At 62.2% G+C, this 16384-nt stretch carries 19 protein-coding genes; 7 read left to right on the top strand and 12 right to left on the bottom strand.

Annotated elements, in window-relative coordinates:
* Positions 1-2: 2 nt before the first annotated feature.
* From lptB to npr, 6 genes are all read left to right on the top strand, one after another.
* Positions 3-728, top strand: a complete 726-nt coding sequence (lptB, locus tag OKB87_RS13995) for an LPS export ABC transporter ATP-binding protein (RefSeq protein ID WP_011707613.1) — start codon at positions 3-5, stop codon at positions 726-728.
* A gap of 65 nt (positions 729-793) precedes the next feature.
* The gene (locus OKB87_RS13990) at positions 794-2233 is read left to right on the top strand and encodes an RNA polymerase factor sigma-54 (protein ID WP_011707612.1); all 1440 of its coding nucleotides are present in this window, start codon (positions 794-796) and stop codon (positions 2231-2233) included.
* Positions 2234-2254: 21 nt separating this feature from the next.
* Positions 2255-2542 (top strand): ribosome hibernation promoting factor, encoded by a 288-nt coding sequence (gene hpf / locus OKB87_RS13985; protein ID WP_005305957.1) that lies wholly within the window; start codon positions 2255-2257, stop codon positions 2540-2542.
* A gap of 2 nt (positions 2543-2544) precedes the next feature.
* Positions 2545-2991 (top strand): PTS IIA-like nitrogen regulatory protein PtsN, encoded by a 447-nt coding sequence (gene ptsN, locus OKB87_RS13980; protein ID WP_005305951.1) that lies wholly within the window; start codon positions 2545-2547, stop codon positions 2989-2991.
* 42 nt (positions 2992-3033) lie between these two features.
* Entirely contained in the window at positions 3034-3900 is an 867-nt protein-coding gene (gene rapZ / locus OKB87_RS13975) for an RNase adapter RapZ (RefSeq protein ID WP_011707611.1), read from the top strand.
* A 20-nt stretch (positions 3901-3920) separates the two neighbouring features.
* On the top strand, positions 3921-4193 hold the full coding sequence (npr, locus tag OKB87_RS13970; protein ID WP_005305943.1) for a PTS phosphocarrier protein NPr: 273 nt from the start codon (positions 3921-3923) through the stop codon (positions 4191-4193).
* A 15-nt stretch (positions 4194-4208) separates the two neighbouring features.
* On the opposite strand, the gene OKB87_RS13965 is transcribed toward npr, so the two are convergent.
* From OKB87_RS13965 to OKB87_RS13910, 12 genes are all read right to left on the bottom strand, one after another.
* The gene (locus OKB87_RS13965; RefSeq protein ID WP_270827771.1) at positions 4209-6113 is read right to left on the bottom strand and encodes a BglG family transcription antiterminator; all 1905 of its coding nucleotides are present in this window, start codon (positions 6111-6113) and stop codon (positions 4209-4211) included.
* Between the two features lie 103 nt (positions 6114-6216).
* A complete protein-coding gene (gene dagF / locus OKB87_RS13960; protein WP_270827770.1) occupies positions 6217-6957 on the bottom strand; it encodes a 2-dehydro-3-deoxy-phosphogluconate aldolase in 741 nt (246 codons plus the stop codon).
* Positions 6957-8072 carry a DgaE family pyridoxal phosphate-dependent ammonia lyase gene (locus tag OKB87_RS13955; RefSeq protein WP_270827769.1) on the bottom strand — a complete coding sequence of 372 codons (1116 nt, stop codon included), beginning with the start codon at positions 8070-8072 and terminating at the stop codon, positions 6957-6959. The genes dagF and OKB87_RS13955 overlap by 1 nt, the downstream gene beginning before the upstream one ends.
* Positions 8056-9195 (bottom strand): amidohydrolase/deacetylase family metallohydrolase, encoded by a 1140-nt coding sequence (locus OKB87_RS13950; RefSeq protein ID WP_270827768.1) that lies wholly within the window; start codon positions 9193-9195, stop codon positions 8056-8058. Before OKB87_RS13950 ends, OKB87_RS13955 begins: the two co-directional genes overlap by 17 nt.
* A 43-nt stretch (positions 9196-9238) precedes the next feature.
* Positions 9239-9889: a DUF4310 family protein gene (locus OKB87_RS13945; protein WP_011707606.1), complete on the bottom strand. Its 651-nt coding sequence runs from the start codon at positions 9887-9889 to the stop codon at positions 9239-9241.
* An 11-nt stretch (positions 9890-9900) separates the two neighbouring features.
* Positions 9901-10677 carry a DUF4311 domain-containing protein gene (locus OKB87_RS13940; RefSeq protein WP_016352193.1) on the bottom strand — a complete coding sequence of 259 codons (777 nt, stop codon included), beginning with the start codon at positions 10675-10677 and terminating at the stop codon, positions 9901-9903.
* 40 nt (positions 10678-10717) lie between these two features.
* Positions 10718-11014: a DUF4312 family protein gene (locus OKB87_RS13935; protein WP_044800958.1), complete on the bottom strand. Its 297-nt coding sequence runs from the start codon at positions 11012-11014 to the stop codon at positions 10718-10720.
* A complete protein-coding gene (locus OKB87_RS13930) occupies positions 11014-11379 on the bottom strand; it encodes a glycine-rich SFCGS family protein (RefSeq protein ID WP_011707603.1) in 366 nt (121 codons plus the stop codon). Before OKB87_RS13930 ends, OKB87_RS13935 begins: the two co-directional genes overlap by 1 nt.
* Positions 11380-11742: a transcriptional regulator gene (locus OKB87_RS13925; RefSeq protein ID WP_270827767.1), complete on the bottom strand. Its 363-nt coding sequence runs from the start codon at positions 11740-11742 to the stop codon at positions 11380-11382.
* Between the two features lie 310 nt (positions 11743-12052).
* A complete protein-coding gene (gene degS / locus OKB87_RS13920) occupies positions 12053-13174 on the bottom strand; it encodes an outer membrane-stress sensor serine endopeptidase DegS (RefSeq protein ID WP_011707601.1) in 1122 nt (373 codons plus the stop codon).
* An 89-nt stretch (positions 13175-13263) separates the two neighbouring features.
* The gene (locus OKB87_RS13915; RefSeq protein WP_011707600.1) at positions 13264-14625 is read right to left on the bottom strand and encodes a Do family serine endopeptidase; all 1362 of its coding nucleotides are present in this window, start codon (positions 14623-14625) and stop codon (positions 13264-13266) included.
* 81 nt (positions 14626-14706) lie between these two features.
* Entirely contained in the window at positions 14707-15087 is a 381-nt protein-coding gene (locus OKB87_RS13910; RefSeq protein ID WP_011707599.1) for a YhcB family protein, read from the bottom strand.
* A gap of 140 nt (positions 15088-15227) precedes the next feature.
* Here OKB87_RS13910 and zapE point away from each other — a divergent pair, with 140 nt between their 5' ends.
* Positions 15228-16322, top strand: coding sequence for a cell division protein ZapE (gene zapE / locus OKB87_RS13905; RefSeq protein ID WP_270827766.1), 1095 nt, complete (start codon positions 15228-15230; stop codon positions 16320-16322).
* Positions 16323-16384: the final 62 nt, after the last annotated feature.

Raw genomic sequence — 16384 nt, 5'->3', positions numbered from 1 at the left:
CCATGGCAGTGTTGAAAGCAGCCGGCCTGCAAAAAAGTTACAAGCGCCGCATGGTAGTGAGCGATGTGAGCCTGGAAGTGGGGACCGGCCAGATCGTCGGGCTGTTAGGTCCGAACGGCGCCGGCAAGACCACCTCCTTCTACATGATCGTGGGGCTGGTGCAGAGCGATGCCGGCCTCATCACCATCGATGATCAGGACATCAGCCTGCAGCCCATGCATATCCGTGCCCGCAACGGTATCGGCTATCTGCCGCAGGAGGCCTCCATCTTCCGTCGCCTGTCGGTGTTCGACAACCTGATGGGGGTCATGCAGACCCGCAAGGGGCTGAGTCGCGAAGAGCGGGAGGACAAGGTCCAGCAACTGTTGGAAGAGTTCAACATCACCCATATCCGTGACAGCCTGGGTCAGAGCCTGTCGGGCGGGGAGCGGCGCCGGGTCGAGATCGCCCGGGCACTGGCTGCCGAGCCGCGTTTTATCCTGCTGGATGAACCCTTTGCCGGGGTCGACCCCATTTCTGTGATAGACATCAAGAAGATCATCCAGCATCTCAAAGATAGAGGCCTGGGCGTCTTGATCACCGACCACAACGTCAGAGAGACTCTGGACGTATGTGAGAAGGCCTATATCGTCAGCCACGGCAAGATGATTGCCGAAGGTGCACCGGCCGACATACTGGCCGACGAACAGGTCAAGCGCGTCTATTTGGGCGATCAATTCAGTCTATAGTAAGGGGGCATCTCTTCATTTCCTGTGACGACTGCCTCGCTGAACATAAGGATATCCCGACGTAGATGAAGCCGACATTACAGTTGCGTCTCGGCCAGTCCCTGACCATGACGCCGCAATTACAACAAGCGATTCGTCTGCTCCAGCTCTCCACTCTGGAACTCCAGCAGGAAATTCAGCAAGCGCTCGACAACAACCCCTTGCTGGAGCAAGAGGAAAATGATGTGCAGGAGACCAGCCCGGAAGAGCCGGTCGATGCCAGCCAACTCGACTCCAGTGATGCCATGTCCCAGGACAACATGCCGGACGAACTGCCGGTAGATACCACCTGGGAAGAGGTCTACTCGGCCGGCACGGCCCAGAGCGCGGGCCCGATCCACGACGGTGAAGACAGCATCTATCAGGGCGAAACCACCGAAAACCTGCAGGATTATCTGTTGTGGCAGATGCGCCTGACGCCGTTCAGCGACGTGGATGCCGCCATCGCCCTCGCCATCATCGACGCCATCGACGAATCCGGTTACCTGACGGTGTCGCTGGAAGATATCCAGACTGCGGTAAGCAGCGAGGATGTCGAGGTGGAGCTCGATGAAGTGGAGGCGGTGCTCAAGCGGGTGCAGCATTTCGATCCGGTCGGCATCGCCGCCCGCTCGGTACAGGAGTGCCTGCTGATCCAGCTGGGCCAATACTCCCCGGACCTGCCCTGGCTCAACGAGGCCAAGGAGGTGATCCTCGAGCACATGGACTTGCTCGGCAATCGTGACTACCGCACCCTGGCGCGCAAGACCCGGCTCAAGGAGAGCGACCTCAAGGAGGTGCTGGATTTGATCCAGCAGCTGGAGCCGAGACCCGGCAACGGCGTCATCCAGAGTGAATCCCAGTACGTGATCCCGGATGTTTCCGTGGTCAAGAAGGGCAACAAGTGGGTGGTTGAGCTCAATCCGGACTCGGCCCCGCGCATCCGGGTCAACGAGACCTATGCCGCCATGGCCCGTCAGGCTCGCACCAGCCAGGATACCCAGTTCATCCGCTCCCACCTGCAGGAAGCCAAGTGGTTCATCAAGAGCCTGGAGAGCCGCAACGACACCCTGCTCAAGGTGGCCAGCTGTATCGTCGAGCAGCAGCAGGGCTTTTTCGAATACGGTGAAGAGGCCATGAAACCCATGGTGCTCAACGACATCGCCGAAGCGGTGGAGATGCACGAGTCGACCATCTCGCGGGTCACGACCCAGAAGTACATGCATACGCCGCGCGGCATCTTCGAACTGAAGTTTTTTTTCTCCAGTCATGTCAACACGGAGGGAGGAGGAGAGTGCTCATCGACCGCAATTCGCGCGCTCATCAAGAAGCTGGTCACGGCGGAGAATCCCGCCAAGCCGCTAAGTGATAGCAAGATCGCGGATTTGCTGGCCGAACAGGGTATTATGGTGGCGAGACGCACGATCGCAAAGTACCGTGAATCCTTGTTGATCCCGCCATCCAATCAGCGCAAACGCCTGGTTTAGGCAAAACAAAAGGAAGACGTTATGCAAATTAACCTGACCGGACACCATGTCGAGATCACCGAAGCTCTGCGTGATTATGTGAACAACAAATTTGCCAAACTCGAGCGTCACTTTGACCACATCAACAATGTTCATGTGGTGTTGAGCGTAGAAAAACTGAACCAGATCGCCGAAGCCAAGCTGCATGTCAGCGGGGGTGAGGTGTTCGCCAATTCGCAGCATGCCGACATGTACGCTGCGATTGATACCCTGCTGGACAAGCTGGATCGGCAGATCATCAAGCACAAAGATAAGTTAAATCAAAAATAACCATGCAACTTGAACACATACTGAGTCGGGACTGCACCAAAAGTGCGGTCCCTTGTACCAGCAAGAAACGCGCCCTGGAGATCATCAGCGAGTTAGCCGCTGAGCGTCTGGGGACCTCTCGTCAGGTGCTCTTCGAGTGCCTGCTGGCGCGAGAAAAAATGGGCAGTACCGGGATCGGTGCCGGTATCGCCATTCCCCACGGCCGGATTGGCGACGAGTTTCCGCCGACCGCCATCCTGATGACCTTCGCAGAGCCGATCCCCTTCGATTCCATCGACAATCAACCGGTTGACCTGCTGTTCGCCCTGCTGGTGCCGGAAAGCGAGTGCAAGCAGCACCTCAAGACCCTTTCCCTGATGGCATCCAAACTGGGCGACAAGGCGGTATGCCGCCAGTTGCGCCAGGCAACCAGCGACGAAGAACTCTATCAGATCATGACATCGGCCTGAGATGCAGGCCCTTGCAATGACGCCAAGCGGTGAGGGAACAAGATGCAATTAATAGTGGTGAGTGGGCGCTCCGGCTCGGGCAAGACAGTTGCCCTGCGTGTGCTGGAGGATCTCGGTTATTACTGCGTGGATAACCTGCCGGTCAACCTGCTGCCCCAGCTGATCGTCTCGGTCGAGAGCCAGTATGACAAGCTGGCGGTCAGCATAGACGTGCGCAACCTGCCAGCGAGCCCGGACAAGCTGGAAACCCTGCTGGCCCAGGTTCGCAACGAGGGGCGAGTGGAGTTCTCGAGCTTCTTCTTTGATGCGGAAAACTCCACCCTGCTCAAGCGCTACGGCGAGAGCCGCCGGCTGCACCCCTTGTCACGCAATCAGTTGTCGCTGGACGAGGCGATTCGGGAGGAGACCCACCTGCTGGCACCGCTCTCCTCGACGGCCGACCTGCGCATCGATACCACCAACCTCAGCATTCACGACCTGAGCGAGCTCATCAAGACCCGGGTGCTCGGCAAGAAGGAGAACGAGCTGGTGCTGGTGTTCGAGTCGTTCGGCTTCAAGTACGGCATTCCCAAGGATGCCGACTTCGTGTTCGACGCCCGCTTCCTGCCCAATCCGCACTGGATCCCCGAGCTCAAGCCCTTCACCGGCAAGGATGAGCCGGTGGCCCGCTATCTCTCCAGCCAGCCCGACGTGATGCAGTTCATCCTGCAGATCGAGAACATGCTGGCGACCTGGTTGCCCCATCTGGAGCGCAACAATCGCAGCTATGTGACGGTCGGCATCGGTTGCACCGGTGGCCAGCACAGATCGGTGTTCATTGCCGAGCAGCTGGCCGGTGCCTTCCGCCTGCTGGGCAAGAACGTCCAGATCCGCCACCGCACCCTCGACAAGAGTGCGCCGCAATTTTGATGGACCAATAGGAAGATCAGATGACCGTCTCAGCCTCGGTAGAAGTGAAAAACAAACTGGGCATGCATGCCAGACCGGCCATGATGCTGTTCGAGCTGGTGCAGGGGTTCGATGCCCACGTGTTGCTGCGCAACGAAGAGGGGGTCGAGGCCGACGCGGACAGCGTGATCGGCCTGTTGATGCTGGACTCCGCCCAAGGCAAGCAGGTGGAAGTCCAGGTGGAGGGGCCCGAGGAAGTGGAGGCCCTGGCCGCCGTGGTGGCGCTGTTCACCTCGGGCTTCAACGAGGAGTAACGCGCCTCGGCATGCTCAAGGTGCGCTGCGTGCCAGCGTCTTGAAGGCGGCAAAATCCCGACAAGCCAGCAGACTCCTGCTGGCTTTTTCGTTCATCAGCGCCAGGAACAGGTCGTAGAGCCCCATCGCCTCTTCGTAGTCGGCCTTGGCGATGGCCAGCACGAAGACGAGGGTGGCGCTCTCGCCGTTGCCCCAGTCGATCCCCTGCGGGGCCAGCACGGTATAGACCAGGGTGCGGCGCGCCAGCAGGCCGAGGGAGTGGGGCAGAGCGATGCCGTCCCCCAGCATGGTGGAGACGATCCGCTCCCGCTCCTGCAACGATCCCCGAAAGCCGCTTTCCACCAGATCCTCCGCCTCCAGCTGGCTGCAGATGCGATCAAACAGCGCCGCCTGGCTGAGTGGTTCGGTGACCACCATGAAGTGGTCGGCATCGAAGTACTTGTCGAGCAGGTAGGGGCGGGTGCGATCGACCAGCACCAGCTTGCCGAGCTGCTCCAGCTGGTACTGGGTCGGGAAGGGGGCGACCTGCACCACGGGCACGTTCTTCTCGCCGGCCTTGACGGTGCTGATGACGAAATCCTGCTCGATCCGCGCCAGACCTTCGTAATCCCGCACCGATTCCAGCATGGTCAGCTGCAACTGGGGATACTCCCGCTTGATGCGGGCCTCCAGCACCCGGAAGGTGGCGTTGCCCGCATCGCATAGCAGCAGCGCCTGAGGGCGGCGGGTGTAACCGATGTCGTAGTGACGCTCCAGTCCGACCCCGATGTGGATCACCAGATAGCCGATCTCGTGGTGGGTCAGCCGATAGGGAGTCTGCCTGATCCACTCCGAGATGGCCGCCAGCGTGATGTCGTAGGCGAGGGGGTAGTACTGCTTGATGTGGTCCGCCAGCGGATTGTGGCTGCCGATCTGGTATTTGACCCGCAGCAGCATGGCGCTGATATGGGTCTGCAGGTCGGCCCGCAGTTGCAGATCGCCGCGCAGGTCATAGGGGTAGTGCTGGTGGATGTAGGCCAGCAGATGCTCCACCAGCTGTTCGCTCTCGGCCGCCATGGCCGGGCTGAGCTGGGGGGCATCGGCGGTGAGGCGGGCCTGGATCTGGATGGCGAGGCAGGCTATCTCCTCCTCCCCCGGCGGGGTCAGGGTCGGCAGCTCGCCATAGATATCGCGGGCAACCGCCAACAGAGGCGCCGTGAGATCCTCGCTGGTGAATTGGCGCAGCTCGTGGCCGGCCGCCTGGCGCAGCAGGGCGACGGCGCAGTAGATGGCGAGCTGCTGCAGACTCTCATCGGCCAGGCGCAGCTGATGACGGCCGAGCTGCTCGTGGATGTGATTGCCCACTACCTCCAGCGTCTTGCTGGGACAGAGGTTGGGCAGCAGGCTCTGCAGCGGGTTGCTGTGCAGCAGCTCCTGATAGAGCAGCTGGGTGAGGCAGGCGCGGATGGCCGTTTCGCCCCCATGGATCCGCATCCCCAGTCTGGGTTTGCTGTCGATGGCGAGTCCGAAGTGGGCGAGCCGCTCCCGCACCTCCGCCATGTCCCCCTGCAGTGCCGCCCGGCTCAGATACCAGGTGTCCGCCAGCTCGTCGAGCTTGATGCCCTGCTCCGCCGTCAACAGCAGGATCTGCAGGTGCAGCACTCGCTCGCGGCTGGTACGGGGCAAGCCGCTCTCCTGCTCCTGGGCCGCCAGCAGCGCCTCGAACAGCTCCTGATTGTAGATCTTGAGCTGATAGCCGCTGCCGCGCTGGTGGATCAGGTGGGCGCCCCGGGTGGCAATGATCTCGTTCAGGGTCGCCACGTCGGTGCGCACGGTGCGGGTGGAGACATTGAGGCGGCGGGCCAGCTCCTCCTGCGGCAGCGGCTCGGCGTGGAGCAGGGTGAGCAGTTGATGGAGTCTGGGGTGGGGCAGCTTGATCATGAGGGGGAACGGACTCCTGTCGCGGAATGAAAAATCGATGTTAACAAGCGAGTCATTAACAAGCCAGGCACCGGTCAGTGATCGGACCGGTGCCTGAGGGCTGTCAGGCCAGCAGCCGCTTCACCGTGGCCAGCAGGGTGCGCACGTCCTCGGGACGGGTCTGACCGCTCGCGCTGTCGATGATGGAGCTGTAGATGTGGGGGATCACCTTCTCGACCCCGGCATCCAGTGCAATCCGCACTATCTCCTCAAAGTTGTCGAGATCGATGCCGCCGGTGGGCTCTAGCCAGAAGCCGTGGCGAGCACAAGCCTCGGCCACTGCCTGATACTCGGCGCGGCAGGTGAGCCCGCCCATGGGGAAGAACTTGACCGAGCTGCCGCCCATGTCCTTGAGCAGGGCGATGGCGGTGTCGATGGGGACGATGCCGTCGGGCTGCTGGCTGCTCAGGGGGCCGGTGGAGATCTTCACCATCCCCGGGGTGCCGGTGGGAGAGACAAGGCCATTGACGAGGGTGTCAGACTGGCCGAGCAGTGCCCGGCTGGCGCCGACGCCGGTGAATACCTGGTTGACGTGCTGGGGCTGCAGCCGGCGAGCCAGCTCGGCCACCATGGCGGACTGGCGCGGATCGCCGGCCCCCAGCCCGATGGAGAGGGCGTTGTCGATAAGCTTGGCGTAGGCCTGCATGTCAGCGACGGCGGAGGGCACATCCGGGTAGTTTTTGGAGAGCACTCCGACCAGCACATGGCCCTCGGCGGCCTCATAAATGTCGACGGCATTCTGTCGGGAGCCTGCCAGCACGTTGAGGCAGACCCGATCGCGGTAGTAATTGGGAGTCAAAGACATCAGTTGTTCTCCTGAACGAGGTGGGCAATGGCGGCATGGATCTGGTCGAGCTGGGGCTGGGTGACGCTGCGCACGTCTATCTCGAGGTGCCCCTCGTTGGCCTTGTAGCCGCGGCAGTAGATGGCAGGGGTGCCCTGCTGCAAACGGGCGACGACCTGCACTGTGGTCATGCCGATCTGCTGGTGGTCGAAGGCTATATCGGTGCGGGCAATGTCGCGCCCCGCGCTGTCCCACACCACCTTGGCGCTGACGCCGGGTAGCTGGTTGAGGCGCTCGATGAAGGGGGTCATCTTGGCGACCATGGCGGCGCCGCTCTCCTTCTCCTTGGCCAGGTAGCGCTCGATGGCGTGGGTGAGACCGAGGATCCCCTCCTTGCCCACCTTCATGGCACGGCCGATGCCGTTGGCCTGCTGCTTGACCCACTCCACGTACTGGCGCTTGCCGAGTACCAGCCCGCTGGTGGGCCCTTCAATGGCCTTGGCGCCGCTGTAGATGACCAGATCCGCCCCTTGGTTGTAGTAGAGACGCAGATCCTCCTCGGCCGCGGCATCAACGATGAGCGGGAGCCCGTGGGCCTTGGCCACCTCGGCTGCCTCGGCCACCGACAGAATGCTCTTCTGCACGCAGTGGTGGGACTTGATGTAGAGGATGGCGGCGGTATTGGCATTGATGGCGGCGGCCAGCTGGGCGGCAGAGCACTCGTTGGCGTAGCCGGCCTCCACCACCTTGCCGCCACCCAGGTTGACCATGGTGCCGACCGGGGCGCCGAAGTTGACGTTGTGCCCCTTGGGCAGCACGATTTCGCTCGGCACATGGTGGGCATGGGCATGCAACTGCTCGAGGCGGTAGGGGTCGCCGCGCACTATCACCGCGGCCACCGACTGGGCGATGCCGGCGCTGGCGCAGGAGACCACCACCGCATCTTCCACATCCAGCAAGCCGGCCAGGTAGGCTCCGGTCTTGTTGATCAGATCCTTCACCTCGAAGTAGTGGCCGAGGCCGAAGTTGACCGCATCGACCACCTCCTGCTCGGGGGTGGAGACGCCGAGAATGGTCATGCGCCCGGAGGCGTTGATCACCGGTTTGAGCTGATATTTCTCATACACAGAAGGCATGGTGTGATTTCCCATAGTGAGTCAGAACCAGTTCGCCACCGACCAGGGCGGCGAGGGGCAGCAACTGCCGATCGCCATTGCGGGCGCCGGCTTCGGTATCGGTAAAGAGGGTGGCGCCGCTTATCACCTCGAACAGGGTCAGGTCGGCAGCGGCGCCCACCTCGAGTCGCCCCTTGCCGGACAGGCGCAGGGCATCGGCGGCATGGTGGGTGACGCAAGCGAGTACCTGCTCCAGGGTCATGCCGATGGCGAGAAATTTCGACATCACGTGGGCCAGGCTGTAGACCGGCCCCTTGATGCGATTCTTGCAGTAGATGTCGGAGCTGATGGTGCGGGGCAGGATCCCCTGGGCAATGGCCAGCTCCGCCACCTCGAAACTGAAACTGGCGCCGCCGTGGCCGATGTCGAGCAAGAGGCCCCGTTGCATTGCCTCACGCACCGCCTGGCGCAGTTCGCCGGCTGGGGTCAGGATGCGGTTGGGCTTGCCGTTGAAGCAGTGGGTCAGCAGATCGCCATCGCCCAGCAGGGCGACGATCTCGTCCAGATCCGGCGGCGTGTTGCCCACGTGTACCATCAGCGGCAGCCGACCGTGGGCCTGTTGCAGTGCCTTGGCCATGCGCAGCGGCTGCAGGCCGTTCTCACCCACCACGCTGCCGCTCATCCGCGCCTTGATGCCGACGATGAAGCCGGGGTGGCGGGCTATGGCCGCCGAGGCGAGATCCATGTCGAGGTCCCGGCTGTCGGCCAGCTCGTTCTGGCGCAGCAGGCCGATGCGGGAGATGTTGAGCAGGGCGTGCACCCGGGTCTTGCAGCCGGCGGCGAGACGCTGGAAGTCATCCACGTCGTCGGCCCCGGTACTGCCGGCGTCGATGACGGTGGTGACGCCGGACTCCACGCCCACCTTGTCCGGCTCATCGTGATAGAGGGGGGAGGCGGGGTAGCAGTGGGTGTGGCCGTCGATCCAGCCGGCGCTCACATGCACCCGGCCGCCGAGATCCAGGCTCTGCTGCGCCGCGGTCGTCTCCGGCAGGGTGCCGAGGGCGGCTATCTTGCCCTGCCGGATGGCGATATCGACGAGCTGGCCATCTCCCTGGCGCCCCGCTCTGATGATGATGTCGTACATGCTAGATGGCCTCTCGAGTGCCGCCCCGCAGGGCGGCGGATGGTTATGCAAGCGCAACCGGGAAGAAGGTACCGAGCAGCATGGCCCCCAGGATGGCACCGCCGGTGATGGGCTTGCCCCACACGTAGAACAGCAACGCACCCAGCAGGGAACCGATACCGATCGGAATCGAGGCGCCCATGGCGGAGAGGATGATGAGCGGGCCGAGGAAGCGGCCCGAGCTGTTGCCTGCCCCCATCATGACGTCGGCGCCGTAGGTGGAGTTGCTCTGGTTGATGGTGAACTTGCGCGCCAGGATGATCACGTAGCCGATGGCCAGACCAATCCCCATACCGGTCGCCAGGGAGGCACCGAAGTTCTCCACCGGATAGACGATGCCGGCCCCCAGCAGCAGGGCGGGCACGCCGAGACCGACCCCGGTCTGGATGGCGCCGCCGATATCCAGTATCCCCACCAGGGAGCCCTCGATGATGCGGGCAAACAGGAAGCTGGCGCCGAAGGCCGCCACCGCACCATAGGCACCGGTGTCCATGCCGGCCTTGAGCATGGCGACGAAGGCCACCTCGTTGAAGGCGCCGACCCCGTACAGGTAGAACATGTGGGTACCGGCGAAGACCCCGGCCGAGAGCAGGCCGACAAAGATGGGGAAGGACCAGTCGGCGTACCAGAAGTTGTTTTTCAGTTTCTCATCCACGGTGTGACCCCTTATTTGCCGCTCAGCAGGTTATGGACATTTTCCAGCCACAGGGGAACACCCAGATGGAAGGACTCGATGAGTTTCATGTCGAAGCCGCGGAAGAAGCCGCTCAGCACGAACAGCAGGACGATGGCCGCCATCATCACCTTGGTGACATGGTTCCAGCCGCTCTCTTCCACGCCCTTGCCGATCAGGATGCCAAGCACCAGGCCCGGTACCGCGTTGCCCATGATGAGCTGGGCCAGACCGCCGAAGATGGTGGCCCAGAAACCGGACTTCTTGCCCGCCTCGATGGCGGCCAGCCAGAAGATCACCGGCATGACGGTGTTGACCAGCAGGTTGGCGGCCGGTACCAGCACCTTGACCGCGGTGACCTGCAATGCGGCCGGTACGGCGGCGGCCGTGCTGTTGAGGAAGGCAACCACGATGGCGCCTATGATGCCGCCGGCGATGGCCATCTTCTTCGGGTCGTGCAGGGTGGTGGCAAGATCCCGGTTCTTGAACAGCAGTGCCGCCGTGGCCCAGTGCGGAATGATGCGGTGGTCCACATCCTGGGTGAAGGCGCCTGCCGCCACGGTGGAGGCCCAGGCGTTGAAGAAGAAGCCGAGACCGAACGAGAAGTGGGAGGCGGGGTCCCCTTCGCAGGAGTTGAGCTCGCCCAGGGTACGGAAAGCTCCCATGCCCTGTACGGTCGGCGCGTGGAACATCCGTGCCGCGCCGGCCCCCACCCCAACGCCTACCAGGCCGCCGATAATGAGTGACTTGATAAATATGATTAGAAACATCCAACGTATCCTTCTTGTGGGGTGGTACCCGCGGGCGGCGTCACACCAGGGTGAACGCCACTTGCTCGGCATCCAGGCTGGTGACCTTGACCGTGATCGCCAGCTGGACCCGGAATTCGCGGCGCTGGCGCGGCAGGAAGAAGAACAGGAACTTCTCCACCCGGACCGACTCTTCGGCCTTGAGCACCTGCACCTCGAGCGGCTCGATGCGCAGCATCACCCGCGGGTTGTCCTTGAGCAGCGTTGGCTGCACCTGGCTGAGGGCGGCGGCGAACGCCTGCTGGCGAGTCGGTCCCTTGCCGTTGACCATGACCTGGGTGGTGAAGTCCTCTTTCATCAGGCGCGTCCGTGTTTCTTGGCGAAGGCTTCGATCAGCTTCTGACCCAGCTCTTCCTTGTCCATGAAGCCGAAGCCCAGCACCACGCAGCCTTCGTTGATGGCGGTCACGCCCTCTTCGATGGAGCGCATGCCGTAGCGGCACTTGTAGCCGTACTTGGTCTGCGCCGTGATGGCACCGGCGCCGCCGCTGCCGCAGAAGGAGATGCCGAGATCCGCCTGCTCCTTGTTCATCACGTCACCGAGCTTCATGTCGGCGGCCATGCCGGGGATGATGGTCACGCTGGCACCGGCGGTTTCCGCGCCTGCCCCCACTTTCTGGCCCTTGCCGAGTCGATCACCGATCACGAGTTTGATGGCTGTCATTTAGCTTTCTCCTTTCACTGAGCTGAGTTCGTTTTCTTTGGCAACTTCGAAATGGACGGACAGCAGATGGGCCTCTTCATAGGCCAGCTTGTCCAGCCAGGCGATGACCTGTTCGGCCAGGCGCAGGGAGAGGGGGGAGATCTCCTCGAACAGGCTGAGATCCACCTCCGGCAGCGATTCACCGCTGTAGGAGCGCCACACCATGGCTTTGACATGGGAGGCCAGCATCTGCCGCTGTACCTCGTTGGGGCGGATGCCCTGCTCGCCGAGCAGGGTGTGGATGCGCGCCAGCGTGTGGTCGGTCTGGCGCAGCAACGCCGGGCTGTCCGGGGTCAGGTTCTGGTCATGGGTCTCTGTATGCAAGGTCTGCTCTCCAAGGCTGGCAGAAGGGATAGCGCTACCCTAAGCCGGCAGTAGAGGAGAGAGGAGGCACTGTTTTTCCGATTCGAAGCGGAAATTCCCGCACGCCTGGGCTGAAAACGGTGATTTTTGTGGGGTGGAGGGGCAAAGGGCTGCTATCGGGGCCGACTTTGTGTGATCGAGGACGCACTTGGTCCGTCGAGCCGGGCCGACAAGGCTTGCTGGAAACTGTGAGTCGCCTCACGGATGGGGGCGTGCGGGGGAAGCAAACAGGGGCGGTTGACCGCCCCCGTCGAAGAGAATTGGCGGGATATCAGCTGGCGGTGGCGGCACTTGCGCTGGCCCGGTTCTGGTAGCGAAGATCCTCTTCGATGGTGACCTCCACCTCCAGCGGCTTGCCGTCACGGATCACCGAGATGGTGAGCTTGGTGCCCGGCCGGCTCTCGACGATCTTGTCCATGGCGGTACGCACGCCGCTGATGGCTTCGCCGTTGATCTTGAGCAGCACGTCGCCCCGTTTCAGCCCGCCTCTGGTGGCCGGGCCGTTGGGATCCAGGCTCTCCACCACCAGGCCGCGCAGATCGCCCAGGTTCATCATGCGGGCGACGATGGGGTTGATCTCGACGCTGGAGATGCCGAGGTAGCCGCGGATCACCCGGCCGTTGGCGATCAGCTCATCCATGATGCGCTTGGCCAGCTTGTAGGGGATGGCGAAGCTGATGCCGTAGCTCTCCTGATTGCCGTTGAGGTGGTAGGCGGCGGTGTTGATGCCTACCAGATCGCCGCGGGCATTGACCAGGGCGCCCCCCGAGTTGCCCTCGTTGATGGCGGCGTCGGTCTGCAGCAGATCCTGCCGGCCGTTGCTGTCCGGGCCCATGCTGGAGAGGCCGATGCGGCCGGTAGCGCTGATGATACCCTGAGTGATGGTCTGGCCGACGTTGTAGGGGTTGCCGATGGCGAGCACCACGTCGCCCACGTCGGGCAGGCGCTCCGGATCCTGCGGGATCACCGGCAGATTGTCCGACTCGATGTAGAGCACCGCCAGATCGGTCAGCTGATCGGAGCCGACCAGCTCGGCGCTGAATACCCGCCCATCCTGCAGCGCGACGATGATCTGGTCCGCATCGGCGATGACGTGATAGTTGGTCAGCACGTGGCCACGCTGGCTCATGATGACGCCGGAGCCGAGCCCTTGCGGCCTGAGTTCGGCCTGATTGCCCTGGTTGCGGGCGAAGCTGCGGGTATAGATGTTGACGACCGCCGGCCCGGCGCGGTGGGCGGCGTAGGAAAAACTCAGTTCACGGGCATTGGTGATGAGGCCGGGCAGCTGGGCCCCGCCACGGAAATTGGGAAACAGCAGCAACAGAAGAGCCGCCACGGTGAGACCGAAGCCGACAGACTTGCCCAAGTAACTGACTAGAGGGGGGATTTTCATGTCATTCTCATCCGTACATACAGCGCGCAGAGAATAACACTATCGGTGGATAAAAATCACCCGCGGCGAGGGCCGCGGGTGAGAGGCAGTTAACGGATCACCAGATAGAGGGAGGATTCCCCGCGCTGGATGTTCAGCGCCAGCACATCCGGCTTGTTCTTCAACGCCTTGCTCAGCTCTTCCAGCGAGTTGATGCGCAGGCGGTTGACCCCGATGATGATGTCACCCTTCTGCAGGCCGGAGGCGGCGGCAGGTGAGCGCGGATCGATGTCGGCCACGGCCACGCCGGTCACCGGTTCGGCGGTGGTGCTCAGCTTGGCCCCTTCCAGGGCCGGGTGCAGGGCACTGGCCAGGATCTCGCTGTCATCCGCCTTCTTCAGCGTGACCTTGACGGTCTGCTCCTTGCCATCACGGATGAGGCCAAGGGCGACCTGCTTGTCAGCCCCCATGGTGGCGATCTTGGCGCGCAGTTCACCAAACGAGCGGATGGCCTTGCCATCGATGCTGATGATGATGTCGCCTGCCTTGATGCCCGCCTTGGCGGCGGCGGAGTCAGGCATCACCTGGTTGACGAAGGCGCCATCCTTCTTGTTGTAGCCGAAGGTCTTGGCGATTTCGGAGGTGAGCTCGGTGCCGGTGATGCCCAGCTGGCCGCGGCGCACTTCCCCGTATTTCACGATCTGTTCGGACAGGTCGCGCACCATGTTGGACGGAATGGCGAAGCCGATGCCGATGTTGCCGCCGTTCGGGCCCAGGATGGCGGTGTTGATGCCGATCAGCTCGCCGCGCAGGTTGAGCAGGGCGCCACCTGAGTTGCCGGAGTTGATGGCGGCATCGGTCTGGATGAAGTTTTCCAGATTTTCGATGTTGAGGCCGCTGCGGCCGAGCGCACTGACGATGCCGGAGGTGACGGTCTGGCCGAGGCCGAACGGGTTGCCGATGGCCAGCGCATAGTCACCGACCCGCAGTTCGTCGGAGTCGGCAAACTTGATCTGCACCAGATCCTCGGCCTTGATTTGCAGCAGCGCGATGTCGGACTGCTTGTCCTCGCCGATCTTCTTGGCGGCGTATTCACGGCCATCCTTCAGGTTGACCTTGATCTCGTCCGCCTCGTGCACCACGTGGGCGTTGGTGATCACGTAGCCCTTCTTGGCATCGATGATGACCCCGGAGCCCAGCGCCTGGAAGGGCTGCTCGCTCACCTGTTCGTCGGGCATGTTGGGACCGAAGAAGAAACGGAACTGTTCCGGCAGACGCTGGCGGGTGATCTTCTTGCCGGAGACTGAAATGTTGACCACGGCAGGGGTGACCTGCTCGAGCACCGGCGCCAGGCTCGGCATCTCCTGATTGTTCGCCAGCAGAGAGGGCAGTGCAGCCTGTACAGGGGCCGCAGACATGGCGATACCGACACTGAGGGCTAACACACTGAGCACAGAAAGAGGTTTACGCATATGAAAAACAGCTCCCAGAAAAAGTTGCAATGCAATCGTCAAGGTCTGACCACGCTACCGCGCAATTAGTTCCGCAGGGAACTAACTGGACTGCTTGAGCAGACCGGAGGCCCCTGCATAGTCACGGGGTGGTACGCCCGGTTCTTCATTGGCCGGGACATCGCTGCTCTCGTCGAGCAGGGTTTCACGGAACAGCGGCTCCTGAGCCTTGGCCAGGAACTTGCTCTGCTCCGCCATATGGCGATAAAGGGTCTGGTACTGCTCGGCCAGCTGCTCCATCAGGGCGGCGCTGTCGGCGAAGTGGGTATTGATCTGGCCCTGGTAGCTTTCCAGTTCCTTGTGAGCCTTCTTCAGTTCTTGTTCCAGACGGCCAGCATCCCGGCTGCGCACTGTGAAGCGGCCGATGATGACACCGATAATCAAGGCGGCGACAGCCAGCAGGATCCCGTTTAACAGACTCATAGATGCTCCTTGTTACAGCTAAATCAATGTGGGTTGATGCGGCCAAAGCGGCCGCTACGCCTTGATGGCACTATACCGTGCACCCCGAGAGCGTGATACCATTTTGTCCTTCATTCAGGGACTTGAAGGCAATCGACAGGATGACCCCGCAGCAAAAGTATCAGCAGGATTTGCAGCGCCCCGGCTTCGTGGCCGACCCCGCCCAGGCGATGGCAGTGGCCCGTCTGGAGCGACTCTATCAGGATTTGTGCCAAACCCCGACTCCGACCAGATCCCGCGGCCTGCTGGGCTGGCTGCAAAAGCCGAAACCCCGCACGCCCATCCTGGGTCTATATATGTGGGGCGGAGTGGGCAGAGGCAAGACCTGGCTGATGGATACTTTTTTCGACAGCCTGCCGGGAGAGCGCAAGCTGCGCATTCACTTCCACCGTTTCATGCACCGGGTGCACGATGAGCTCAAGGGGCTGACCGGTCAGGCCGATCCGCTCAAGCTGATCGCCAGCAAGCTGGCCGGCGAGACCGACGTCATCTGCTTCGACGAGTTTTTCGTCTCCGACATCACCGACGCCATGCTGTTGGGGACTCTGTTCCAGGAGTTGTTCGGCCATGGAGTGGTACTGGTGGCGACCTCGAACATACCACCGCAGGATTTGTATCGAAATGGTCTGCAGCGGGCCCGTTTTCTACCGGCGATCGCGCTCATCGAGCGCCATTGCGAGATACTTAACGTGGACGGCGGCACCGACTATCGCTTGCGCACGCTGGAGCAGGCGGAGATTTATCACTTCCCGCTGGATCAGCAGGCAAAATCCAATCTGGATCGTTATTTTCGGCAGTTAACCGGGCTGGAAGAGGCCCGGGCGGGCAGTGTCGAGATCAATCACCGTCAACTGGCGTCGTTGGGGATGGGAGAAGGTGTGCTCTATATGGAGTTTGAGCAACTTTGCTGTACTCCCCGCTCACAGGGCGATTACATCGAACTGGCCCGGCTGTTTCACACCGTCCTGCTGGCCAATGTGCAGCCAATGGGGGCGGGCACGGATGACGCGGCGCGGCGCTTCATCGCCATGGTGGATGAGTTCTATGAGCGGCACGTCAAGCTGATCATATCGGCGGCGGGACCCATGCAGGAACTCTATGGCAACGGGCTGCTGAATTTCGAGTTCAAACGTTGTCTTTCACGGCTTCAGGAAATGCAATCGCACGAATACCTTGCCAGAGTGCACCTTCCTTAGTCACAATACCGCGCCTGCCAGTCGGATGGGCATCTGCGGCAGGTAGGGCCGGGCGACATTTG

Source organism: Aeromonas sp. Y318-1, from assembly GCF_027706125.1.
GTDB classification, from domain to species: Bacteria; Pseudomonadota; Gammaproteobacteria; order Enterobacterales; family Aeromonadaceae; genus Aeromonas; species Aeromonas hydrophila.
Note: the sequence above shows the minus strand (reverse complement) of the source record. Positions and strands in the feature narration are given on the sequence as shown.